Genomic DNA, 22,348 nt, shown 5'->3' on the forward strand with positions numbered 1-22,348 from the left:
CGGCGGGGTGGGTGTCGCCGCGGGCTTCGGGGTGTGGCAGTCTACCGATATGTCTAGACCAATTTTCGAAGTCATCGCGCTGACGCCCCAGGACGCCCAGGCCGCCGAGTCGGGCGGCGCCGACCGGCTCGAACTGGTCACGGACATGGCCGCCGACGGTCTCACCCCGTCCGTCCGGGACTTCGCCGGGATCCGTGCCGCCGTGGAGCTCCCGCTCCGCGTCATGCTCCGCCTGCGGGACGGCTTCGCCCCGGGCGACCTGGACGGGCTCTGCACCCGCGCCGACGCCCTGCGGGCCGAGGGCGCCGACGAGTTCGTCTTCGGCTTCCTCGACGCCGACGGCGGCGTCGACCTGGCCGCCACCGCGGCCGTCGCCGAGGCGGTGGCCGGCTGTCGCTGGACCTTCCACCGGGCGCTCGACCACAGCGCCGACCGGGCCGCCGTCCGCGCCGCCGTCGGCGGGCTGCCCGGCCTCGACACCTTCCTCACCTCCGGTGCGGCCGGTGGGGTGGACGCCGGCCGGGACGTCCTGCTGGCCGAGCTGGCGCGGGCCGGCGGGCCCGGGTACGGCCAGCGGATCCTGATCGGTGGCGGGCTGCGGGCCGAGCACGTGCCGGGGCTGCGGGCGGCGGGCTTCGACGCCTTCCACGTCGGCGGCGCGGTGCGCCCCGACGGGTGGCGGTCGCCGGTGGACGCCGGCAGGGTCGCCGAGTGGCGGTCGCTGATCGATGGCTGAGCGTGGGAGCGCCGACGGCTGAGCGATCGGCGGCCGGCGGCTCGGTGGGAAGGGGACCGGCGGGCGCCGGTCCCCTTCCCATGTCCGGTGCCGGAACGGCGCGTCCGGTGCCGCAACGGCGGGTCCGGTGCCGCAACGGCGGGTCCGGCGCCGCAACGGCGGGTCCGGTGCCGCAACCGCGGGTCCGGTGCCCGAACCGTGCGCCCGGTGTCAGGCCAGCTGTGCGGGCAGCGGCTCGGCGTGCAGCACCGCGAGCCCGGAGACCGCGCGGGTGAGCGCCACGTACAGCCGGCGCAGCCCGGTCCGCTCGTCCGGCTCGCCGGCGACCACCGCGGCCGGCTCGTCCAGCACCACGTAGTCGTACTCCAGACCCTTGGCCAGCGAGGCCGGGACGAGGGTCAGCCGGGCCTCGGCGCTGGTCTCGGTGCCGGGGGCGAGGTGCGGCAGGCCGGCCGCGGCCAGCGCCTCGGCCAGCAGCGGGATGCGGGCGTCGGCGGCGATCAGGCCGGTCGAGCCCTCGCGCTCCAGCGCCCGGTGGCAGGCCTCGACCACCGCCTTCTCCAGCCCGTCCTCCGGGACCGCGGTGACGGTCAGCGAACCGGGTGCCTCGCGGACCGAGCTCGCCGGGGCGAGGCCGGGGGCGATCGCCGGCAGCAGCCGGGAGGCGTAGGCGATGACCTCCTCCGGGACGCGGAAGCCCTTGGTCAGCTCCTCGACGTGGGCGGCCGGCTTGCCCAGGTGGTGCAGGGCGTCCGGCCAACTCGCGGTCGCCCACGGGGTGGTGCCCTGGGCGAGGTCGCCGAGGACGGTCGCCGAACCGGTGGTGCAGCGGCGGCCGACCGCGCGGTACTGCATGGGGGAGAGGTCCTGCGCCTCGTCCAGCACCACGTGGCCGAGCGAGGGCGTGCGCTGCACCAGGTCGGTCGCCTCGTCGACCAGGACGGCGTCGGCCGCGGTCCAGCGGGCGGTCTTCACCGAGCGGCCGGGCCTGGGCCAGAGCACCACGGCCTGCTCCTCGGGGGTGAGGACGCCCTCCGCGCACGCGGCCAGGAACTCCGGGTCCGAGAGCAGCCGCAGCACCAGCTTGGCCGGCTCGACCAGCGGCCAGCACTCCTTGACCACCGCCTTGACCGCGGCGTTGCGGGCCACCGCGTCCTGCACCCGGTCGTCCGGGGCCTCGCCGCCCTGCTCCATCTTCAGCAGCACGGCGTGCGCGATCCGCTGCGGCAGGGCGTCCCGGGCCGCGCCGTAGCGGATCTCACGCCCCTTCAACTCCTCGATGATCTCGACCAGTTCGTAGGCCGGGACGCGCCAGCGCCGGGAGCCGCGGATCACCACGCAGGGCTCGGTGGGCAGTCCGATGCCGGACCGGACCGCCCGGCGCAGCACCTCGGCCATCCGGGCGTCGCCCTTCAGCCGGGCGGCCTCGGCGGTGTCCTCGCCCCGGACCTCGACGTGCGCGACCAGCTGCTGCACGGTGGCCTGGGCCACGTCCAGCTCGCCGAGGGCGGGCAGCACCTGCTCGATGTAGGAGAGGAAGGCGTTGTTCGGGCCGATCACCAGCGTGCCGGTGCGGGCCAGCCGCTCGCGGTGGGCGTACAGCAGGTACGCCACGCGGTGCAGGCCGACGGCGGTCTTCCCGGTGCCGGGGGCGCCCTGGACGCAGACCGTGCCGCCGATGTCGGCGCGGACGATCTCGTCCTGCTCGGGCTGGATGGTGGCGACGATGTCGCGCATCGGGCCGACGCGGGGCTTCTCGATCTCGGCGGCGAGCAGGGCGGAGGCGGTGTCCGACTCCGCGGGGTCGGTGAGGTGCTCGTCCTCGTACGCGGTGAGATCGCCACCGGTGTAGCCGAAGCGGCGGCGGCGCTCGACGTCCATCGGCTCGTTCCGGCTGGCCCGGTAGAACGGCTGGGAGACCGGCGCGCGCCAGTCGATCACCATCGGGTCGCCGTCGGCGTCGTGGACGTGCCGGCGGCCGATGTAGAAGCTCTCGCCGCCGGAGCCCTCCGAGAGGCCCTCCTTGCCCGCCCTCGGCGAGGAGGGGCCCGGCTCACTGATCGCGTGCAGGTAGTCGAGGCGGCCGAAGAACAGCGGGGTGTGCGAGAGGTCGGCCAGGGCGGCGATCCGGGCCTCGATCTGGTTCTGCAGGACGAGGGCGGTGACCCAGGTGCCGGTCACGTCGCGGATGTCGAGCGACTGCACGTCCTCGCGCATGGCGCGCAGCGCGGCCCGGGAGGCGGCGAGGTGGTCGCGTTCGCGCTGGAGGGGGTCGGTGGTGGGGGTGGCGGGCACGGCGAACCTTCCCGGCTGCGCCGGAAGCGGGCGCAGCGGATCGTAGGAGCTCACGGTGGATACAGCCGGCCGGTTGCCGTGCGGTCGGCGCCTCCCCCGGCTGCCTGCGCGACTCAGCAGGTACCACGGTTCGGGAGGGGGCAGGCGAACGATCTTAGACCCGCGCGCCTCGGGGTTCCAGCCCGTTCCGGCCCCGGGGGGCCTCAGGGGCGCCGTACACCCGGAGGACGACCTACGTCCTGCCGGATACGGCCTTTGGGGCGATGTGCCCGGCGCGTCCGGAACCTACCGTTGGAGTATGAGCACCGTACACGTCACGGCGCCGAGAGTGCCGAACCAGAAGTCCACCCCCGACAGCCCCGCCGGCGCCACGGCGGCGGCCGTCCCCGGCCGCCGCCACAGCCCGCTGAAGACCGCCGTCCGCAACCTCGGCATCGCCCTCGACACCGCCGCGCGCGTGGTGCTCCTCGGGCGCGACGGTGTCAGGTACTGAGCGGTGTCAGGTACTGGGCACCGACGGGTGACTACAGGACGTCGTCCGCGTCGATGATGCGGTAGGCGTAGCCCTGCTCGGCCAGGAAGCGCTGCCGGTGGGCGGCGAAGTCCTGGTCGACGGTGTCGCGGGCCACCACCGAGTAGAAGTGGGCCGCGTGGCCGTCCGCCTTGGGGCGCAGGACGCGCCCGAGCCGCTGGGCCTCCTCCTGGCGGGAGCCGAAGGTCCCGGAGACCTGGATGGCCACGGTGGCCTCCGGCAGATCGATCGAGAAGTTGGCCACCTTGGAGACCACCAGGACGCCGATCTCCTTGTTGCGGAAGGCGTCGAACAGCTTCTCGCGCTGGGCGTTGCTGGTCTCGCCCTTGATCACCGGGGCGTTCAGGGCCTCGCCGAGCTCGTCCAACTGGTCGATGTACTGGCCGATGATCAGCGTCTGGTCGTTCTCGTGCTTCTTGACCAGGGCCTCGACCACCCGCCGCTTGGTGGCGGTGGTCGCGCAGAAGCGGTAGCGCTCCTCGGGCTCGGCGGTCGCGTAGGCGAGCCGCTCGGAGTCGGTCAGGGTGACCCGGACCTCGCAGCAGTCGGCCGGCGCGATGTAGCCCTGGGCCTCGATCTCCTTCCACGGGGCGTCGAAGCGCTTGGGGCCGATGAGCGAGAAGACGTCGCCCTCGCGGCCGTCCTCGCGGACCAGGGTGGCGGTCAGCCCGAGCCGGCGGCGGGCCTGCAGGTCGGCGGTGAACTTGAAGACCGGCGCGGGCAGCAGGTGCACCTCGTCGTAGACCACCAGGCCCCAGTTGCGGGCGTCGAACAGCTCCAGGTGGGCGTAGACGCCCTTCCGCTTGGTCGTCATCACCTGGTAGGTGGCGATGGTGACCGGGCGGATCTCCTTCCGGGTGCCGCTGTACTCGCCGATCTCGTCCTCGGTGAGCGAGGTGCGCTTGACCAGCTCGTGCTTCCACTGCCGGGCCGAGACGGTGTTGGTGACCAGGATCAGCGTGGTCGACTTGGCCTCGGCCATCGCGGCCGCGCCGACCAGCGTCTTGCCGGCGCCGCAGGGCAGCACCACGACGCCGGAGCCGCCGTGCCAGAAGCCCTCGACGGCCTGGGCCTGGTAGGGGCGCAGCTGCCAGCCGTCCTGTTCCAGGTGGATGGGGTGCGCCTCGCCGTCCACGTAGCCGGCGAAGTCCTCGGCGGGCCAGCCGAGCTTGAGCAGCACCTGCTTGATCTGGCCGCGTTCGGACGGGTGGACCACCACGGTGTCCGGGTCCACCCGCGCGCCGACCAGCGGGGCGATCTTCTTGGAGCGCAGCACCTCCTCCAGCACCGGGCGGTCGGTGGTGCTCAGCACCAGGCCGTGGGTGGGGTGCTTGGTGAGCTGCAGGCGGCCGTAGCGGCCCATGGTGTCGGCCACGTCGACCAGCAGCGCGTGCGGGACGGGGTAGCGGGAGTAGGTGACCAGGGCGTCGACCACCTGCTCGGCGTCGTGGCCCGCGGCGCGCGCGTTCCAGAGCCCGAGCGGGGTGACCCGGTAGGTGTGCACGTGCTCCGGCGCGCGCTCCAGCTCGGCGAACGGCGCGATGGCGCGGCGGCAGTCGGCGGCCTTGGGGTGGTCGATCTCCAGGAGGAGAGTTTTGTCGCTCTGGACGATGAGCGGTCCGTCGTTCACGCGGGGAAGCCCTCCACTGGCTGACAGGTCTGTCGGGACTCAGACCCTCCAGTGTCCCGCATCCGCCGCGCGGGCGGGCGGGCTACTTCCACTCGTAGTACTTGCCGGTGGACTTCCCGTCCGGGCTGACCTCGTACTCGAACAGCCCGACGACGTCGTTGAGCCGCTCGAACTGCGGCGAGGCGCTGGAGAAGAAGAGCGAGCCGCGCCAGCTGGTGCCGCCGCCCTCGGTGAAGTGGCCGATGCCGACGCCCTGCCAGCTGAGGGTGCCGCCGTCGGCGGACATGTCGACGCCCTGGCCCTCGCCGCGGAGCGTGCCGTCGGGCCGCAGTTCGGACTCGTAGGTGCCGAAGCCGTTGACCGCGGTGCCGTAGTAGGTGCCGGTGCCCGCGAAGGAGACCTCGACCAGCACGTGGCCGTCACCGGTGGAGATGACGCGCCGACCGGTGTCCTGGCCCTGGAATTCGCCGATGAGATCGCCGAGCATGATGACTCCTTTCGGGATCCCCTCTTCCGGAGTACGCCGGGTGCGACCCGCCGTCAAGGGCGGCCCTCCGCCGTGGAGAAGGGGCGTAGCGGTGGTCACCGCCCGTGGTGGCCGCCCGGCGGCCGGGGCCGCCGTCCAGGGCCGGTGACGTGGCCGGTGAGGTGGTCGGTGAGGTGGTCGGTGACGCGGTCGGCGGGGTGGCCGCGACCGGTCGGTGGCCACAGGCGGTGACCACCGGGTCGGTCGGTCGTTGAGCCGGGCATGAACAAGCCGAAGCGCGCCCTCACCGCTCTCGCCCTCGTCGGTACGGCCTTCGCCGCGACCGCCACGTCCGCCGGTTCCGCCCACGCCCTCGCGGGCATCGGCGAGGGCCCGGGCGGGCTGGTGGGAGCCCCCGCCTTCCTGCTCGCCGACCTGGCCGGCGCCCCCGAGCTGCCGGTCGGCCAGGGCCAGATCGGCACCCTGGCGGACCAGGCGGTCAAGGAGAAGATGAAGGAGGCCCGCGGCCACTGAGCGGGCCGCCGACGGCCTCGGGCCCGGGGCCGCCGGCCGCCCGGGGGTCACTCCTCCAGTTCGGCCACGCCGGTGATCCGGTGCAGGGCGAAGGTCCGGATCTCGTCGGCGTGGTGGTCGAACGCGGTGACGAAGCCGCCCTCCACCTTGACCGGGTCGATGATCCGCTGGCTGGCCAGCCCCTCGGCGTTGAGGTAGCCGATCCACATCCGCTCGCCGAGCAGCACCGCGGTCTGGAGCGCCGCCAGCGTCTCGGCGGCCGGGGTGCGCGGGAGCCGCTGGGCGTCCGGGGCCGGCTCGCGGCGTACGGCGGTGGCGGCGCGGTCGCCGGCCCGGATCGCCTTGATGGCGGCCGCGAGCAGGGTGTCGTCCGGCGTGGGCGGGCCGTCCGGTACCGGGACCGGGGCCGCGCGCGGCGGGGTCCGGTGGCTGTCCGGCCGGGTGATCAGGACGTCGCCCTCGGCGGACTCGGCCGCCGGCGCGTAGCCCATGGTGCGCAGGGTGGCGAGCAGGACGTCGGGCGCGGCCTGGGCGGCCAGCACGGTGGGGGCCAGCAGCCGCAGCCGCAGGTCGGCGGCGCGGCGGTCGGCCAGCACCTCACCCAACAGCGCCGGGTCGTCGCAGCGCAGGTACGAGGAGGCGGCGCCGACCCGCAGGATGCCGTGCCGGCGCGCGACGTCGTCGACCAGGTAGGCGAGCGGCTGCGGGACGGGCGTGCGCGAGTGCTGCTCCAGGAAGGCCTGGAGGTCGGCGGCGGTGCGCCCGGCGTCGAGGGCGCGGCGGACCGACTCGGCGGTGAACCGGTAGACGGTGGCGCCGCCCTTGGACTCGATGTCGGCGCAGAGCGCGAGCGCCTGGGCGAGCGGGGTGAGCAGCGGGCCGGGGGCGATCGCGGTGAGGTCCGGCTGCAGGATGACGTGGTCCAGCGGCTGCGGGAGCAGCGGGGCGAGCACCTCGGCGGGGTCGGCCTCGGCGGTGAGCAGCGCCCGGGCGGGGGCGGCGAGGGCGCCGCGGCCGGTGATGCCGAGCAGTTCGGCCTCGGCGAGCGTCCAGCCGGTGAGGTCGTCGCGCAGCTCGCGGCCCTGGCCGTTGGCGGACGTCTGCTGGGCCGGACCGTGGCCGGCCGGGGCGGGCCCGGCGGTGGGCCCGGCGGCGGGGCCGGGGCCGGTGGCCGGGCCGCCGCGCAGCGGGCGCTGCCAGCGCAGGGTCGGCAGCAGCTCGTCGGCGGTGGCCGGGGTGCCGGGCGGCAGCTCGGCGAGCAGCGCGAGGGCGGCCCGGCGGACGGACGGGGCCAGGGTGCGGTCCAGCTCGGGGCCCAGCGCGGCGCGCTGCTTGCCCTTGCCGTCCGGAGTGCCGGCCAGCGCGGGCACGCGGGTGGCGGCGAGCCAGCTCTCGGCCAGCAGAGTCCAGCGGTCGGCGATGTCCTGCTGCAGCCAGCCGTCGTACGCCGGGGTCGGCGCCCAGCGCTCGTCGGCCTCCGTGTCGGGGGCCAGCAGGCCCGCGGTGTAGGCGAGTTCGAGCCAGAAGGCGGCCTGCTGCTCGGTGGTCTCCAGCGCCTGCGCGGTCCGCTTGAGGTCGCGGACGCCGAGCCCGCCGGCCCGCAGGGTGGGCGGGGGGTTGAGGCCCCAGAGGTCGAGCAGCTCCTCGACGGTGCGCACGGCGGTGTGGGCCTGCCCGGCGGCGGCGCGGTCCACGGTCTGCGGATCACGCGGGGCTCCGGCCGGGGCCGGCTCGGGCTGGACCGGCTCGACCGTGCGGTGGCTGCGGCCGCCGCGCAGGTGCAGGGCGAGTTCGCGGGGCAGCACCACGCTGCCGGGGCCGCTGGGCAGCAGCAGGCCGCGGGCGAGCAGCCATTCCACCGGGCTCTGGGCGTCCTCGGCGGTGACCGGGCGGGTGGCGTCCGGGACGGTGCCCGTCGGCGGGCCCCAGACCAGCCGGTCCAGCAGCCGCAGGGCCGGTTCGGGGGCGGTGGCGAGCAGGGCGTCGCAGCGGGCCCGGTCGGCGAGCAGCGCGGTGAGCGCGGCGACGGCGGTGACCGGGTCCGGGGTGGCGGGCTGCCCGGCGGAGGTGAGGAGCTGCTGCAGCCGGGCCGGGGACATGCCGAGGGTGGCGTCGGCGAGCGTCGGACCGAGGCCGGTGCGGCCGGGGTTGGCGGCCGTCGGCGCGAGCGCCTCGCGGGCCGCGATGACCAGGCGCAGCCCGTTCTCCGGGCCCCAGAGCAGGGCGCGGTCGCGCAGGGTGGCGAGCGCCCGGGGGAGGGCCGCGGCGACGGCGGCCCGGTCGGCGGCGGTCAGCGGCGTGGCGTCGGGGTGCGGCTTGACCTTGGCCGGGCCGGTGAGCAGCGTGCGGACGGTGGCCGGCGAAGCGCCGTCCGGCGCCGCCGCCAGCGCCTCGGCGACCTGCAGGGTGAAGCGGTCGAGGCGTTCCAGCGCGCGCAGCGCGGAGGCGCGGGAGGAGAGCCGGGCGGCGAGCTGGGTGAGGTCGCCCGGAACGGGGTTGAGCAGATCGGGGCGGGACCGGAGCAGGGTGGCGAGGTCGTCGTCCGCGCGGCCGCGGAGCTCCTCCGCGAGGGTGCGGGGGGCGGCGGCCCTGCCGGGGCGTTGCGGGGCGGGGCGTCGGGCCGCGGGGCGTTGCGGGCCCTGCTGTGTGGTCATTCGACCTAGGTTAGTCGGGTGGGGCGACGGTGGGGACCGGTCGGCGTGGGCGCGGTCCGGGTGGGTACCGTCTGACCGGCGGGGACGGGCACGGGCGAGGCGGGGTGTGGGGCGATGGCGGACGGCGGGACGGCCGGCGGCGAGTGGTGGCGCAAGCGGGGGCCGTGGAGTGCTCCGGCGGGCGGCGGCGCGGGGTCGGGCGCGGGCGGCGGCGCGGCCCCGGCGGACGAGGACAGCGTGTACGCCGTGGAGCCGTCGGCCGGCTCGCCGGGGGTTCCGCCGTTGCCGTCCGAGCCGCCGCGGTCGGGGGCGTCGGGTTTCGGGCCGTCGAGTTCCGAACAGCCCGGCCGGTCGGAGTCGGGGCCGTCCGAGTCGTCCGGGGCGACGGGGCCGTCGGAGCCGGGGCCGGCCGGGCCGGTGCGGCGCCCGGCGGCGCGCGCGGCCGACGCGGGCTCGCGGTGGGAGGCGCAGCTGTCCCCGGACCTGGGGGCCGGGGCCGACCAGGACGCCCTGCCGCCGTCCTTCATGGCCGCGCACGCCGACGGCTGGGACTACGTGGAGATCGACTTCTCGGACGGGTCGGGCCGGCCGGTCTCCCCGGTCCCCGAGCAGCGCAGCTCGCCCGAGGAGGCGCCGGCGCAGCAGCCGGCCGCCGGGGAGGCCCCGACCAAGCTCCGGGGCCGGAAGGCGCGGGCGCGGGCGAAGGAACAGGCCGGGGCGACCCCGCCGCCGGCCCCCGGCACCGTGCCGCCCGCCGCTGCGGCCAAGCCGGGCAGGCCCTCCGCCCTGGCCGGGCGCCGGCCGTCACCGCTCCTGCTGCTGGCCGCGGTGGTGCTGGTCGGCGGCGCCGTGACCAGCCAGCTCCTGGTGATGCTGGTGGGCTGGGCCCTCGGCTGGATGTCCCGCCAGCTCTCCGACCTCACGCGGAAGTTCGCCATCCTCGGCATCCCGTTGGCGACGATGAGCGGGACCACGCTCTGGTACTGGGGCCGGGCGCAGGGCCGGTGGGGCGAGGCGCTCCAGCCGGGTCAGCAGGCCGGGCAGGTCGCCTGGTCGGCGGCTCCGGGCGTGCTGCGTCTGGCGGCGGTGCTGTCGGCGCTGTTCCTGCTGGCCGTGGCGCTGAAGCGGCGGGCGCAGCCGGAGGGGTGAGCCGGCGGGCCGGGGGCCGGCGCAGCCATCGGGTGCGGCCCCGGCCCTGCGTGTCGAGTCCGCCGGACCGCCCGTTCGCCGGACCGCCCGCGCGCCGGACCGCCCGTGCGCCGGACCGCCCGTGCACCCCGGGCTCACCCGTCGGCGATGGTGACCCGGCGGCGGAAGGTCTCCGGGGCGCCGAGGTGGTCGACGATCCACGCGGCGATCGTCGCGCGGCTCGCGGTGCCCGCCCGGGCGAGCGGGAGCCCGTACGACACCCGGGGGTTCGCGGAGGCCGGCCCGTCCTTGAGCATCGGCGCCCGGACCACCGTCCAGACCGTGTCGGACTCGGTCAGCACCTCCTCCATCCGGGCCAGGTCCCGGTGGATCTCCCGGTAGAGCCGGTCGACCACCAACCGGGTGACCACTCGCTGGGCGAACGGCAGGTGGTCGGTCTCCAGGCCGGCCGAGGACATCACCACGACGTGCCGGGCGCCGCCCGCCCGCGCGGCGGCCACCAGCTCCCGCGCGCCGTCCGAGAAGACGGTGGTGGCGGCCCGCCCGGACGTGCCGAGCGCCGAGACCACCGCGTCCTGGCCCGCCAGCGGCTCCCGCAGCGAGCCGGGCTCGTGGACGTCCGCCTGTGCGGTGAGCGGGGTGCCGTGCGCGAACTCCGGCAGCCGGGCCGGGGTGCGGGCCACCGCGGTGACGGTGTGCCCGGCGGCCAGGGCGAGGTCGACGACCAGGCGGCCGGTGCGTCCGGCGGCGCCGACGACGGCGATCTTCATCAGGTCCTCCCAGGGGGGTCGGTCCTTGCGATTCATTCAGACAGGCTGTATGACTGAAATCAAGTGAACCACAGATCCGACCCAAAGGAGCGCTGGCACATGGGAGTTCGTTACCCCGACCTGGCCGGGAAGGTCGTCGTGATCGCCGGAGGCAGCCGTGGCATCGGCGCCGAGACCGCCCGCGCGTTCGCCCGGCAGGGGGCCGCGGTCGCCGTCCTCGGCCGCGACGAGGCCGCCCTCGCCACCGTCGCGGAGCAGCTGCGCGACCTCGGTGCCAAGGCGCTCGGCCTGGTCGCCGACTGCACCGACGCCGCCGCGCTCGGGCCGGCGGCCACCCGGATCGAGGCGGAGCTCGGCCCGGTGGACGTCCTCGCGGCGTTCGCCGGCGGCGACGGCTACCCCGTACCGACCGTCCGGGAGACGGAGGAGCACTGGCGGTCGGTCCTGGACGCCAACCTCACGGCCACCTTCCTCACCGTCCAGGCCTTCCTGCCGGGCCTGTCGGAGCGCCGCAGCGGCTCGGTGGTCACCATGGCGTCCACCGCCGGGCGGCTGCCGAGCGGCTCGTCCGCCGCGTACGCCGCCGCGAAGGCGGGCGTCCTGATGTACTCCCGCCACCTCGCCCTGGAGCTCGCCGGCGAGGGCGTGCGGGTCAACGCGATCGCGCCCGGCGCGGTCCGGACCGAGCGGACCGACGCCGTCATGCCGGCGCCGGTCCGGGCGGCGGTCGCGGCGGCCCACCCGCTCGGGCGGCTCGGCGAGCCGGAGGACATCGCGGCGGCCGCGCTCTTCCTGGCCTCCTCGGCGTCCTCGTGGATCACCGGTCAGACGCTGGACGTCAGCGGCGGGCGGGTCATCGTCTGACGCCCGGGTCGAGCGGGAGGCCCCCGGCTGCATCGGCACCGCGACCAGGTGGTCCGCCTGTGCGCTCCGCCCGGGCATCGGGTGATCGGGGATACTGCCTGTTCACGGCGGCCGCGGCAGCGGCGGCGGGACGAGCGAGTGGAGGCGAGCGCGATGAGCCCCCGGTCCTACCGGATGGGACAGCGGCAGGCGGACGTCGACGGGACGCGCGCGCGGATCGTCGAGGCCGCGCGGGCCCAGCTGACCGCGACGGGCGCGCTCTCGCTCGATGCGGTGGCCAAGCGGGCCGACGTCGCCCGGGCCACGGTCTACTACCAGTTCGGCTCCAAGACCGGCCTGCTGGAGGCGGTCTGCGACGCCCTCGCAGAGCAGGGCGGGATGGCGCGCCTGGCCGGGGCGTTCACCCGGCCGGACCCGTGGGCGGCGGTGGACGGCTTCGTCGAGGTGATGGGCGGCTTCTGGGCGGTGGACCGCGTCTGCACCCGGCGGCTGCGGGCACTGGCCGCGCTCGACGAGGAGGTGGGCCGGGTCATCGCCGAGCGCGACGCCCGGCGGCGCGAGGGCACCCGGGTGCTCGCCGCCCGGATCGACGGCGGGCCGCGGGACGCGGCGGCGGTGCTCTTCGTGCTCACCGGCTTCGAGACCTTCGACGCCCTCGCCGGTGAGGAGGTCGGCCCCGACGGCGACCTCCGGGCGGCGGTCCCGGCCGTCACCCGGCTGGTCCGGGCGGCCCTGGGCGGCCCGCCGGCCTGAACCGGCGGGCGTACGGCCGGTCCCCTCGCCCGGGGGAGGAGGGGACCGGCCGTCCGGGGCTCCCCGGTCCGCCCGGACCGGGCGTCCGGCTCGTTCAGTCGGACTCGGCCGGACTCAGGCGGACGCGGCCGGGGCGGTCGGGGCGGTCGGGACGGCCGCCGGGGCCCACCGCGGGTCCCGGCCGGAGGCCCCCAGCGCGCGCTCGAACACCGGGGCACCGACCGGTACCGGCACGGGAGCGGCGAAACCGTCGTACTGCCGGTAGAGCTCCGCGAGGTCCTCGACCACGCCGAGCAGGAGCTCGGCCAGGTCGTCCCCGACCTCGACCCCCTGGCCGGTCGCCCGGGCGACGTCCCACCCGTGCAGCAGCAGCTCCGCCAGCAGCATCCGGGCGATGTCCACCGCGGGCACCGGTGCCCCGCCGAGGTCGACCTCCCCCTCCCAGGCGGCCGGATCGGCCCAGGCCGCAACCGCCCGGTCCAGCTGCCGCGCGAAGTCCCCGGCCCAGCCGGGGTCGGCGGTGAAGTCACGTTCGACCAGCTCCGGGGGCAGCTCGGTCCGGCGGGCGCGGTGCTCCAGGCCGTGCGAGGTGTAGAGCACCCAGTGGTTCACCAGGGTCCGGGTGTCGAAGCCGGGGCACGGGGTGGGGCCGTCCAGCCGCTCCCGGCGGACGCCGCGCGCGACCCGGGCGGCCTCGGCGGCGGCGCGGGCAAGCAGGGGGTGAAGTGCGTGACCGTTCATGGGCCCATCCTCGGCACCGGGCCGGGCGGGGTCTTGAAGAAACGCGACGGCCCCGGCCGGTGTCGGTCGGCCTGGCTACCCTGGCGGCCATGAGCTCCCTCGGCCCCGGGCCCCGCAGCCCCGAACCGCCGGCGTTCGGCCGCGGGGTGCTCCACCCCGGCCTGGCGGCGGGCGTGCTCGGTCTGGAGCGGCACGGTCCCGCGCCCGGCCTGGCGCGCTCGGTCGACTACTACTGGCTGGTGCACTGGGACCGCCGGGGCCTGCCCCCGTACGAGCAGAAGGTGCTCTCCCACCCCAACGTCCACCTGGTCTTCGAGGAGCCGGGGGCCCGCGTCCACGGCGTCGACCGGTCGCTGTTCGTCCGCCGGCTGGAGGGGGCCGGGCACGCGCTCGGTGTCAGGTTCCGGCCCGGCGGATTCCGCGCGTTCACCGGCCGGCCGGTTGCCGAGCTCGCCGACCGGTCGCTGCCGGCGGCCGACTTCTTCGGCCCGGAGGCGGACCGGCTGAACGAGCGGGTCCGCCGCGCCGGCCCGGACGCGGCGGCCCTCACCGCCGCCGTGGACGCCTTCCTCCTGGCCCGGCTGCCCGCGCCGGACCCGGCGGTCGAGCGTCAGGCCGGGACGGCCGCCGCGGTGGTCCGGCGCATCGCCGACGGGCCGGACCTGCACCGGGTCGACCGGCTCGCCGCCGAGTTCGGCCTGACGGTGCGACAGCTCCAGCGCCTCTTCGCCGAGTACGTCGGCGCCCCGCCCAAGTGGGTGCTGCGCCGGGCCCGGCTCCACGAGGCCGCCGAACGGGCCGATCGGGGCGCAACCGTGGACTGGGCCGCGCTCGCCGCCGACCTCGGCTACGCCGACCAGGCCCATTTCACCCGGGACTTCACGGCGGCCGTCGGCATGCCACCCGCCCGCTACGCGGGAGGCGGCCCGCCTGGCCCGGCGTGACCCTCCGCGGCCGACACGGCCTCCGGGCGCCGACCCCGGGCGCCGCCCCGGCCGGGCCGCGCCCGTCACGCGCCCAGGAGGCGCTGCAGCTCGTCCAGGACGAAGTTGGCCCCGGTGTACCCGATGCCCTGGAACCAGAGCTGGTCGTCCACCTCGAAGGCCCGGTGGGCCTTCACGGCGCCGAGCGCCTGCCAGGCCGGGCCCGCCAGGACCGTCGTCGCGCCCGACCGGACCGGATCGCCGTAGGAGGCGTACAGCAGCAGGTCGCCGTCGGCCCTGGCGAGCTGGTCCTCCGGGACGACCACGTCGAACTGGTCGACGTTCTGCGCGTCCGGCCGGCCCAGCTGGACGTCGGCCAGCACCGTGCCCAGGAAGTTCTGCTTCCCGTACATCCGGATCCCGCCGCCCTCGACGAACCGCACCAGGCTGACCCGCCGCCCCGAGGCCCGCGCGTTCGACAGCGCCTGCACCACCTGCGCGACGTGCCGCTGGTAGGAGGCGACGAACGCGGCCGCCGCGGCCTGCCGGCTCAGCGCCTGGGCGTGCACCTGGAAGTCCGCCTTCCACGGCGCGCCGGTGGTTTGGGTCATCACCGTGGGGGCGAGCTCGCGCAGCTGGTCGTACCGGGCGCCGTCGCGGGCCTGGTTGGTGAGGATGAGGTCCGGCCGCAGGGCCCGGATCGTGGCGAGGTCCGGGGCGCCGATCGACCCGACCCGGGTGATCCCGCTGAGCCGGGACGTCGGCCAGTAGTCGGGGAAGCCCGCATCGGCCGGCGCGAGGGCCGCACCGACCGGGGTGATGCCCAGGGTGAGCGCCGAGTCGAGCTCGGCGGTGTCCAGCGTGACGACGCGCATCGGGGCGCCCGGGACCGTCACCGGCCCGTTGGCGGTGTTCACGGTGACCGGCGGCAGCGGGCTCGGGCTCGGCAGCGCGCTCGGGCCCGGCGGCGAGGCGGCGGCGGCCGAAGCGGCGGCGCCGTCCAGCGGCAGGGTGCTCTGCCGTGCGCTGCACCCGGTGAGGGCGGCGGCGCCGAGCGCCGCGAGCAGTGCGCGGCGGGTGATCGGGGGCATCGGCGGTCCTCGGACGGGTCGAACACGGTGGCGGCGCGTCGATTATGTCCGAATTGCCCGCTAGGCGTCCGCCTTCACCGCCCACGGCGCGCCCGGGACGACCAGCGGCGTGCCGGTCACCGGGTCCGGCACGACCACCGACTCCAGGCCGAACACCTCGCGCACCAGCTCCGCGGTCACCACCTCGCCCGGCGCGCCCTGGGCGACGATCCGCCCGTCCCGCATCGCCACCAGGTGGTCCGCGTACCGGGCGGCCTGGTTGAGGTCGTGCAGCACCGCGACCACCGTGCGGCCGCGCTCGACGTTGAGCCGCCGGACCAGGTCCAGCACCTCCACCTGGTGGGCGATGTCCAGGAACGTGGTCGGCTCGTCCAGCAGCAGGATGTCGGTGCCCTGGGCGAGCGCCATGGCGATCCAGGCCCGCTGGCGCTGGCCGCCGGAGAGCTCGTCCACGCTCCGCTCGGCCAGCTCCGCCGTGGACGTGCGCTCCAGCGCCTCCGCGACCGCCGCCTCGTCCTCCGCCGACCACTGCCGCCACCAGCTCTGGTGCGGCTGACGCCCGCGCGAGACCAGGTCGGCCACCGAGATGCCCTCGGGCGCGGTGGGGGACTGCGGCAGCAGCCCGATCCGCTGGGCGATCCGCCTGGTCGGCGTCCGGGCAAGCTCCGCACCGTCCAGCAGCACCGCGCCCCGCACCGGCCTGAGCAGCCGGCCGAGCGCGCGCAGCAGCGTCGACTTGCCGCAGGCGTTCGGGCCGACGATCACCGTCACCCGGCCGTCCGGGACGACGAGGTCCAGCCCCTCCACGACCGTGCGCGCCTCGTAGGCGAGGGTCAGCCCCCGGGCCTCCAGACGGTGAGCGGGCATCAGGAACCTCCACGGCGGGATCGAATCAGCAGCCACATCAGGTACGGCGCACCGACCAGCCCGGTCACCACGCCGACCGGCAACTCGATCGGTGCCAGCAGCCGCCGGGCCAGCAGATCGGCGAGCACGACCACCAGCGCGCCGGTCAGCGCCGAGCCGAGCAGCGGGATCTGCGCCGAGCGGGCCAGCCGCAGCGCGATCTGCGGGGCCATCAGCGCGACGAAGTCCACCGGGCCGGCCGCGCCGGCGGCGCAGGCGGCGAGCACGATGCCAAGCAGCGCCATGCCGAGCCGGATCCGGTCCAGCCGCAGGCCGAGCCCGACGGCGGTGGCGTCGTCGAAGGAGATCGACCGCTGCGCCCGCGCCGCCCAGAGCGCCACCGGCACGGCGGCCGGCAGCACCCAGGCCAGCCAACCGGCCTGGTCGTAGCCGGAGCCGTTGAGGCTGCCGGTCATCCAGACCTTCGCGGCCTGGGCCTGGAAGCCGTCGCCCTTGGTGAGGAAGACCGAGGTGAGCGAGGAGAGCGCGACGCTGATCCCGATGCCGACCAGTACGAAGCGCTGCGCGTGCAGCCCGCGCCGCCAGGCCAGCAGGTAGACCAGCAGGCCGGCCGCCAGACCGCCGGCCACCGCCGCGTACGGCACCTGCCCGGGCGAGTCGACCACGCCGTACGCCATCAGGCCGACCACGGTGGCGGTGGCGCCCCAGGAGACGCCGACCACGTCCGGGCTGGCCAGCGGGTTGCGGGCGACGGTCTGGACCAGTGCGCCGGCCAGGCCGAGCGCGGTGCCCGCCAGCAGCCCCACCACCACCCGGGGCCGCCGGAACTCGCCCACCACCAGCTCGTGCGGGCTCGGCTGCCCGAGCAGCACCTTCAGCACCTCGCCCGGCGCGACGGTGGACTCGCCCAGGCAGAGCGAGGCGACCACGGTGGCGGCCAGCGCCAGCAGCAGGCCGAGCGCGGCCGCGGCCGAGCGGCGGTGCAGCAGGAACGAGGTCCGCCCGGCGCGCAGCACGGTGTACCCCCGCAGGGCCACGGACGTCACGCCGCCACCACCTTCCGGCGGCGGACCAGGGTGACCAGCACCGGCACCCCGACCAGCGCGGTCATCACCCCGGCAGGAACCTCGGAGGGCGGGAAGAGCACCCGGCCGAGCGCGTCGGCGAGCAGCAGCAGCGCCGGCCCGAGGGCGGCCGAGAAGGCGAGCACCCAGCGGTGGTCGGCGCCGGCGACCGCGCGGGCGGCGTGCGGCACGGCGAGGCCGACGAAGGCGATCGGACCGGCCGCCGCGACCGCCGAGCCGGTCAGCACGGTGGCGCCGAGGGCACCGACCGCGCGGACGGCGCCGGTCTTCGCGCCGAGGCCCCGGGCGGTGTCCTCGCCGAGCGCCAGCGCGTCCAGGCCGCGCGCCACCGCGCCCACCAGCACCGCGCCGACCAGCAGGAACGGGATCAGCTGCCAGGCCACATCGGCGGTGCGCCCGGAGAGCGAGCCGACGTGCCAGAACCGGAACCGGTCCATCGCGGCGGCGTCGGTGGTCAGCACCAGGGTGTTGAGCGAGGCGATGAACGCGGACATCGCCGAGCCGGCCAGCGCCAGCTTCACCGGTGTCGCGCCGCCGCGGCCCCGGCCGGCCAGGCCGTGGACCAGTACGGCGGCGATCACCGCGCCGGCGAAGCCGAACCAGACGTAGCCGGTCAGGGTGGAGATCCCGAACGCGGAGATCGCGAGCACCACGCCGGCCGCCGCACCCTGGCTGACGCCGAGGATGCCCGGGTCGGCGATCGGGTTGCGGGTGACGCCCTGCATCACCGCGCCGGCCAGGCCGAGCGCCGCGCCCACCGCCAGCCCGACCACCGTCCGCGGCACCCGCAGCTCCCGGACCACCACGGCGTCGGGGGAGTCCCCGCCGTGCAGCAGGGCGTCCACGGTGTCGCCGAACGGGATGGTGCGGCTGCCGACGGCCAGGCTCAGCAGGACGGAGGCGACCAGGACGGCGAGCGCCGCGGCGAACCAGAGCAGCCGGCGGTGCAGCAGCCGCCGCTTGCCGGGCGCGGTGGTCGGCCCCGCGGGCGGCGCGGTGGTGTCGGTCATGGCTCACTCTCGCAGATAGCTGAGGCAAACCTAAGTTCCCCCGAAAAGCCCGGGCAAATCGTTCCGGCGGCCGTCCCCGGGCCGCCGGGCCGCCGTTGGATAGCCTGGCCGCATGCCCGCGAACCCGGATGCCCTGCCCCCGCTCACCGTCGGCTTCGACCTCGACATGACCCTGCTGGACACCCGGCCCGGCATCAAGGCGACCTACCTGGCGCTCTCCGCCGAGACCGGCACGTTCATCGACGCGGACCTGGCGGTCTCCCGGCTCGGGCCGCCGCTCCTGGACGAGCTGCGCAACTGGTTCCCGGCCGAGCACCTGCCGGAGATCGCCGACCGCTACCGCACGCTCTACCGCGAGTACGCCTTCGAACCCACCGTCGCGCTGCCCGGCGCGCACGCCGCCGTCGAGGCGGTCCGCGCGCACGGCGGCCGGGTCGCGGTGATCACCGGCAAGTACGAGCCGAACGCGCGGCTGCACCTGGACCACGCGGGCCTGCGCGCGGACGCGCTGGTCGGCGACCTCTGGGCGGAGACCAAGGGCGCCGCGCTGCGCGAGCACGGCGCGAGCGTCTACGTCGGCGACCACCTCGGCGACATCCGGGGCGCCCGGCACGCGGAGGCCGTCGCGGTCGGCGTGGCCACCGGCCCGTACCCGGCCGAGGAGCTGCTGGCGGCCGGTGCGGACGTGGTGCTGGCCGACCTCACGGAGTTCCCGGCCTGGCTGGCCGGCCACCTGGCCGCCGCGTCCTGAGGGCCGCCGCGTCCTGAGACCCGAGCCCCGGGGCGGCCGGGCGCCGGGGACCGCGACGGCTCAGCCTTCGGCGTGGACCCGCCGGCGCTGGGCGCGGGCGGAGAGCACCATGCCGGTCAGGGCCAGCAGGAACCCCAGCGGCATCAGCATGCTCAGCCAGTACGCGGCCGTCGGCAGCGGCGTCAGGTGCAGGAACAGCGGCACGAAGGTGGCGAGCGTGGCGAGCGCGCCGAGTCCGAAGACGATCGCTCCGGACTTGACGTAAAGGTCGCCGCGGTCGGCGCTCTTGCTGCTCACGGGGGTGCTCCTCTGCGGGTCGGACTGCCGGACCAGTCTGGCAGAGGCCCGGTGCGGCCCCCGGGCCGGACCGCTCCGCAGCCGGTCCGGTCGGTCACGTTGCGCAGTTTCCCGGGAGCTGGGAGTTTTGATCCCTGCTGAGCGGGGGTATGCAGGCTGTGCCGAGGGGTGCGACAGGTGCGCCCCGTCTCCTCAGACCCGGGGGTGTGAGCCAGTGGAAAGCGCCGAGTCGCGCCCCGGCCGTGCCAGTACCGGGTCGCCCGTGGCCGCGAGAGCCCCGCACGGAACCTTCGCGGAACGCGGATGAGGCAGTAACGGACCGTTAGTCTGCTCCCTGCGCGTACCGACCATGAGCGTCTTGCCGGGCGTCCGCCCGAGGTCGGCCCGCCACCCCCCATCACCCAGTGATCCCCGGCCAGGTCCGGGATCCCTCACACCCACATCGAGGACTGTTCGAGATGCCCACCGGCCAGGTCAAGTGGTTCAACGAGACGAAGGGCTTCGGCTTCCTGTCGCGCGACGACGGCGGCGACGTCTTCGTCCACACCAAGGCGCTGCCCGCCGGTGTCACCGCGCTGAAGCCGGGCCAGCGGGTCGAGTTCGGCGTGGTGGCGGGCCACCGCGGCGACCAGGCGATGGGCGTCCAGTTGCTGGACGCGCTGCCGTCGGTGGCCGCGGCCCAGCGCAAGAGCCCGGACGACATGGCGGCGCTGGTGCAGGACCTCATCACGATGATGGACGCGGTGCTGCCGGGCCTGCAGCACGGCCGGTACCCGGCCAAGCCGACCGGCCAGAAGCTGGCCGGGGTGCTGCGCGCGGTGGCCGACCAGTTCGACATCTGACCGCAGCGGGGCCGACGCGCCCCGGACGGCGCGACCGCCACAGGGCGGCCGCGCCGTCCGGGGCGCGTCGTGCTGTCCGCGGGGTCCCCGCCCGGGGGACCGGGCTCAGAGGTCCAGCGCGCCCGGGGCGAGCGGGGGCACCAGGCCCTTCTCGGCGGCCCGGGTGAGCAGCGCCCGGACGGCGCCGTAGCCCTCCTCGCCGAGGTCCGCGGTGAACTCGTTGACGTACAGCCCGATGTGCTGGTCGGCGACGGCCGGGTCCATCTCCTGGGCGTGCGCCAGCACGTACGCGCGGCTGGCCGACGGGTCCGCCCAGGCCTGCCGGACCGAGTCGCGGATCGTCCCGGCGAGGGCCTGCAGCCGCTCGGCGCCGAGCGAGCGCTTGGCGATGATCGCCCCGAGCGGGATCGGCAGGCCGGTCTCCTGCTCCCAGGCCTCGCCCATGTCGGCGAGGCGGTGCAGCCCGTACTGCTGATAGGTGAAGCGGGCCTCGTGGATCACCAGGCCGGCGTCGACCCGGCCGTCCCGGACGGCGGGCATGATCTCGTGGAACGGGAGGACGACGATCTCGCCGAAGCCGCCGGGCACCGCCTTGGCCGCCCAGAGCCGGAACAGCAGGTAGGCGGTGGAGCGCTCGGAGGGCACCGCGACGGTCCGGCCGGTCAGGTCGCCGGCGCCCGGGCCCGCGGCGAGCTCCGGGCGGGTCAGCACCAGCGGGCCGCAGCCGCGGCCGAGCGCGCCGCCGCAGGGCAGCAGCGCGTACTCGTCCAGCACCCAGGGCAGCGCGGCGTAGCTGACCTTGAGGACGTCCAGCTCGCCGCGCTCGGCCAGCCCGTTGGTGACGTCGATGTCCGCGAAGGTGACCTCGGGGGCGTCCGCGCCGGGCACCAGGCCGTGCGCCCAGGCGTGGAAGACGAAGGTGTCGTTCGGGCAGGGCGAGTAGGCGATGCTCAGCGGTTCAGCCACGGCGGGCCTCCTTCAGGAACTCCGGACAGGGCAGCGCGGCGAACGCCCGCTCCAGCGCGGCCAGCGCCTCGCCGATCCGCCAGGCCGCCCGGTCGCGCGGGCCCACCGGGTTGGAGACGGTGCGCAGCTCGAAGGCCGGTACGCCGTGCCGGGCGGCCGCCTCGGCGACCCCGAACCCCTCCATGGCCTCCGCCGCCGCGCCGGGGTGGCGGGCGGTCAGGGCGGCGGCGCGCTCGGCGCTGCCGGTGACCGTGGAGACGGTGAGCACGGTGCCGGTGACCACCGGCCCGGCGGCCCCGGCGGCCAGCGCCTCCGCGGCCAGCGCCACGGCGGTCGGCGGCGGGGTGTGCCGGACGGTGCCGAAGCCCAGCTCGGTGACGTCGGCGAAGCCCTCCGGGGTCTCGGCGCCGAGGTCGGCGGCGACGATCGCGCCGGCGAGCACGGTCGCGCCGATCGGCGCCCGCGGGGCGAAGCCGCCGGCGATCCCGGCCGAGACGACCGCGTCGTACCGGTGGGCGGCGAGCGCGGCGGACGCGCCCGCGGCGGCGGCGGCCGGGCCGACCCCGGCGGCCAGCACGTCCACCTCCGGACCGGCCGGGTGGCGGGTGCAGTGCAGTCCGCCGCCGGGCAGCGGCACCGGCCCGGCGGAGCCGGGCAGGCCGCGCAGGACCGCCTCCGCCTCGGCGGGCACCGCGACGACGACGAGCAGCCGGCCCCGCTCGGGGGCCGACTGCTCGCCGGGAAGCCGTACGGTCACCGGGACGGCCGTCAGTTGTCCTGGGTGTTCAGCTGGAAGTACCAGACGCCGTAGATCGCGTCCGGCTGCTTCGGGTCGGACTCGACCACGGTGATCAGGGTCTTGCCGGAGGAGTTGAGCGCCTTGGAGGCCTGAACGGTGCCCGAGTAGGTCGAGCCCTTGGCCGCGGAGGCCAGCACGAAGCGGCCGCCCTGGCCCTGGCCGCCGTTGGAGTTGGCCCACCAACCGCGGTCGGCCACGTCCGGGGTCACCCCGAGGCCGATGCCGTCACTGGAGACCACGTCGGACTTGGGGAGCTTGCCCTCGTCCAGGGCCTTGCCCGCCTTCTCCTGGCACTCCTCCTGCTGCTGGTCGGTCAGCGGCTTGCCGTCGTTGAAGCAGAAGGGGTCCTCCTCCATCGAGGAGGTGCCGACGGTGAGGGTGACGCGGTGGTCGCTCGGCTTGTCCTGGTCGCTGGCGTAGGCGATCGACCCGACGACCGTGCCGGCGCCGATCACGACGACGGCGCCGAGGGCGGCGATGACACGGGTGTTGAGGCTCATGCGTCAGAGGCTACCGGGCTTTGCCGATCACGCTACGCGGGGGTCGGCAACCGCGTGTTGCGGCCGGGTCGCCCGCCCGGTCGGTGCTGTCGG

Annotated in this window: 23 protein-coding genes; 9 read left to right on the top strand and 14 right to left on the bottom strand. The window is 76.1% G+C overall.

What is annotated here, in order from left to right:
* Nucleotides 1–49: 49 nt before the first annotated feature.
* Nucleotides 50–736 (top strand): copper homeostasis protein CutC, encoded by a 687-nt coding sequence (locus RMN57_RS22200; RefSeq protein WP_313765086.1) that lies wholly within the window; start codon nt 50–52, stop codon nt 734–736.
* A gap of 210 nt (nt 737–946) precedes the next feature.
* Here the strand turns inward: RMN57_RS22200 and RMN57_RS22205 are convergent, their stop codons facing one another.
* Nucleotides 947–2,953 (bottom strand): ATP-binding domain-containing protein, encoded by a 2,007-nt coding sequence (locus RMN57_RS22205; protein ID WP_313767912.1) that lies wholly within the window; start codon nt 2,951–2,953, stop codon nt 947–949.
* A gap of 376 nt (nt 2,954–3,329) precedes the next feature.
* On the opposite strand from RMN57_RS22205, the gene RMN57_RS22210 reads away from it, so the two are divergent.
* On the top strand, nt 3,330–3,524 hold the full coding sequence (locus RMN57_RS22210; RefSeq protein WP_313765087.1) for a hypothetical protein: 195 nt from the start codon (nt 3,330–3,332) through the stop codon (nt 3,522–3,524).
* A 31-nt stretch (nt 3,525–3,555) separates the two neighbouring features.
* Here RMN57_RS22210 and RMN57_RS22215 read toward each other — a convergent pair whose 3' ends face one another.
* Both RMN57_RS22215 and RMN57_RS22220 read right to left on the bottom strand, forming a co-directional pair.
* Nucleotides 3,556–5,193, bottom strand: coding sequence for a DNA repair helicase XPB (locus RMN57_RS22215; RefSeq protein ID WP_313765088.1), 1,638 nt, complete (start codon nt 5,191–5,193; stop codon nt 3,556–3,558).
* A gap of 82 nt (nt 5,194–5,275) precedes the next feature.
* Nucleotides 5,276–5,680: a hypothetical protein gene (locus RMN57_RS22220; protein WP_313765089.1), complete on the bottom strand. Its 405-nt coding sequence runs from the start codon at nt 5,678–5,680 to the stop codon at nt 5,276–5,278.
* Nucleotides 5,681–5,941: 261 nt separating this feature from the next.
* Here RMN57_RS22220 and RMN57_RS22225 point away from each other — a divergent pair, with 261 nt between their 5' ends.
* Nucleotides 5,942–6,193, top strand: a complete 252-nt coding sequence (locus RMN57_RS22225) for a hypothetical protein (RefSeq protein WP_313765090.1) — start codon at nt 5,942–5,944, stop codon at nt 6,191–6,193.
* Nucleotides 6,194–6,240: 47 nt separating this feature from the next.
* Here RMN57_RS22225 and RMN57_RS22230 read toward each other — a convergent pair whose 3' ends face one another.
* The gene (locus RMN57_RS22230; RefSeq protein ID WP_313765091.1) at nt 6,241–8,847 is read right to left on the bottom strand and encodes a helicase C-terminal domain-containing protein; all 2,607 of its coding nucleotides are present in this window, start codon (nt 8,845–8,847) and stop codon (nt 6,241–6,243) included.
* Between the two features lie 417 nt (nt 8,848–9,264).
* Here RMN57_RS22230 and RMN57_RS22235 point away from each other — a divergent pair, with 417 nt between their 5' ends.
* Nucleotides 9,265–9,996 (top strand): hypothetical protein, encoded by a 732-nt coding sequence (locus tag RMN57_RS22235; RefSeq protein ID WP_313765092.1) that lies wholly within the window; start codon nt 9,265–9,267, stop codon nt 9,994–9,996.
* Between the two features lie 134 nt (nt 9,997–10,130).
* Here RMN57_RS22235 and RMN57_RS22240 read toward each other — a convergent pair whose 3' ends face one another.
* On the bottom strand, nt 10,131–10,802 hold the full coding sequence (locus tag RMN57_RS22240; RefSeq protein WP_313765093.1) for an NAD(P)H-binding protein: 672 nt from the start codon (nt 10,800–10,802) through the stop codon (nt 10,131–10,133).
* 63 nt (nt 10,803–10,865) lie between these two features.
* Between RMN57_RS22240 and RMN57_RS22245 the strand changes: the two genes are divergently transcribed.
* Together RMN57_RS22245 and RMN57_RS22250 are read left to right on the top strand one after the other, a co-directional pair.
* Nucleotides 10,866–11,630 (top strand): SDR family NAD(P)-dependent oxidoreductase, encoded by a 765-nt coding sequence (locus RMN57_RS22245; RefSeq protein WP_313765094.1) that lies wholly within the window; start codon nt 10,866–10,868, stop codon nt 11,628–11,630.
* 153 nt (nt 11,631–11,783) lie between these two features.
* Nucleotides 11,784–12,383, top strand: a complete 600-nt coding sequence (locus tag RMN57_RS22250; protein ID WP_313765095.1) for a TetR/AcrR family transcriptional regulator — start codon at nt 11,784–11,786, stop codon at nt 12,381–12,383.
* 114 nt (nt 12,384–12,497) lie between these two features.
* Here RMN57_RS22250 and RMN57_RS22255 read toward each other — a convergent pair whose 3' ends face one another.
* Nucleotides 12,498–13,124: a TIGR03086 family metal-binding protein gene (locus RMN57_RS22255; protein WP_313765096.1), complete on the bottom strand. Its 627-nt coding sequence runs from the start codon at nt 13,122–13,124 to the stop codon at nt 12,498–12,500.
* Between the two features lie 89 nt (nt 13,125–13,213).
* On the opposite strand from RMN57_RS22255, the gene RMN57_RS22260 reads away from it, so the two are divergent.
* Entirely contained in the window at nt 13,214–14,068 is an 855-nt protein-coding gene (locus RMN57_RS22260) for a helix-turn-helix domain-containing protein (RefSeq protein ID WP_313765097.1), read from the top strand.
* A 65-nt stretch (nt 14,069–14,133) separates the two neighbouring features.
* Here RMN57_RS22260 and RMN57_RS22265 read toward each other — a convergent pair whose 3' ends face one another.
* Genes RMN57_RS22265 through RMN57_RS22280 form a run of 4 tightly spaced genes read right to left on the bottom strand, consistent with a single transcriptional unit; the run spans nt 14,134 to nt 18,100 of the window.
* Nucleotides 14,134–15,138: an iron-siderophore ABC transporter substrate-binding protein gene (locus tag RMN57_RS22265; protein WP_313765098.1), complete on the bottom strand. Its 1,005-nt coding sequence runs from the start codon at nt 15,136–15,138 to the stop codon at nt 14,134–14,136.
* A gap of 60 nt (nt 15,139–15,198) precedes the next feature.
* Nucleotides 15,199–16,005: an ABC transporter ATP-binding protein gene (locus RMN57_RS22270; RefSeq protein WP_313765099.1), complete on the bottom strand. Its 807-nt coding sequence runs from the start codon at nt 16,003–16,005 to the stop codon at nt 15,199–15,201.
* The gene (locus RMN57_RS22275; RefSeq protein WP_313765100.1) at nt 16,005–17,051 is read right to left on the bottom strand and encodes an iron chelate uptake ABC transporter family permease subunit; all 1,047 of its coding nucleotides are present in this window, start codon (nt 17,049–17,051) and stop codon (nt 16,005–16,007) included. Before RMN57_RS22275 ends, RMN57_RS22270 begins: the two co-directional genes overlap by 1 nt.
* On the bottom strand, nt 17,048–18,100 hold the full coding sequence (locus RMN57_RS22280; RefSeq protein WP_313765101.1) for an iron ABC transporter permease: 1,053 nt from the start codon (nt 18,098–18,100) through the stop codon (nt 17,048–17,050). The genes RMN57_RS22275 and RMN57_RS22280 overlap by 4 nt, the downstream gene beginning before the upstream one ends.
* 112 nt (nt 18,101–18,212) lie before the next feature.
* On the opposite strand from RMN57_RS22280, the gene RMN57_RS22285 reads away from it, so the two are divergent.
* Nucleotides 18,213–18,851 (top strand): HAD family hydrolase, encoded by a 639-nt coding sequence (locus RMN57_RS22285; RefSeq protein WP_313765102.1) that lies wholly within the window; start codon nt 18,213–18,215, stop codon nt 18,849–18,851.
* A 60-nt stretch (nt 18,852–18,911) separates the two neighbouring features.
* Here RMN57_RS22285 and RMN57_RS22290 read toward each other — a convergent pair whose 3' ends face one another.
* Nucleotides 18,912–19,148: a hypothetical protein gene (locus RMN57_RS22290; RefSeq protein ID WP_313765103.1), complete on the bottom strand. Its 237-nt coding sequence runs from the start codon at nt 19,146–19,148 to the stop codon at nt 18,912–18,914.
* 458 nt (nt 19,149–19,606) lie between these two features.
* Here RMN57_RS22290 and RMN57_RS22295 point away from each other — a divergent pair, with 458 nt between their 5' ends.
* Entirely contained in the window at nt 19,607–19,990 is a 384-nt protein-coding gene (locus RMN57_RS22295) for a cold-shock protein (protein ID WP_305067969.1), read from the top strand.
* A 105-nt stretch (nt 19,991–20,095) separates the two neighbouring features.
* On the opposite strand, the gene RMN57_RS22300 is transcribed toward RMN57_RS22295, so the two are convergent.
* From RMN57_RS22300 to RMN57_RS22310, 3 genes are read right to left on the bottom strand one after another with little or no spacing between them, the layout of a single operon-like run.
* Nucleotides 20,096–20,956 carry a 1,4-dihydroxy-6-naphthoate synthase gene (locus tag RMN57_RS22300; protein ID WP_313765104.1) on the bottom strand — a complete coding sequence of 287 codons (861 nt, stop codon included), beginning with the start codon at nt 20,954–20,956 and terminating at the stop codon, nt 20,096–20,098.
* Nucleotides 20,949–21,713 (bottom strand): futalosine hydrolase, encoded by a 765-nt coding sequence (locus RMN57_RS22305; protein ID WP_313765105.1) that lies wholly within the window; start codon nt 21,711–21,713, stop codon nt 20,949–20,951. Before RMN57_RS22305 ends, RMN57_RS22300 begins: the two co-directional genes overlap by 8 nt.
* A gap of 11 nt (nt 21,714–21,724) precedes the next feature.
* Complete coding sequence (locus RMN57_RS22310) at nt 21,725–22,255, bottom strand: hypothetical protein (RefSeq protein WP_313765106.1); 531 nt, start codon at nt 22,253–22,255, stop codon at nt 21,725–21,727.
* Nucleotides 22,256–22,348: the final 93 nt, after the last annotated feature.

Source organism: Kitasatospora sp. CM 4170, assembly GCF_032110285.1.
GTDB classification, from domain to species: Bacteria; Actinomycetota; Actinomycetes; order Streptomycetales; family Streptomycetaceae; genus Kitasatospora; species Kitasatospora aburaviensis.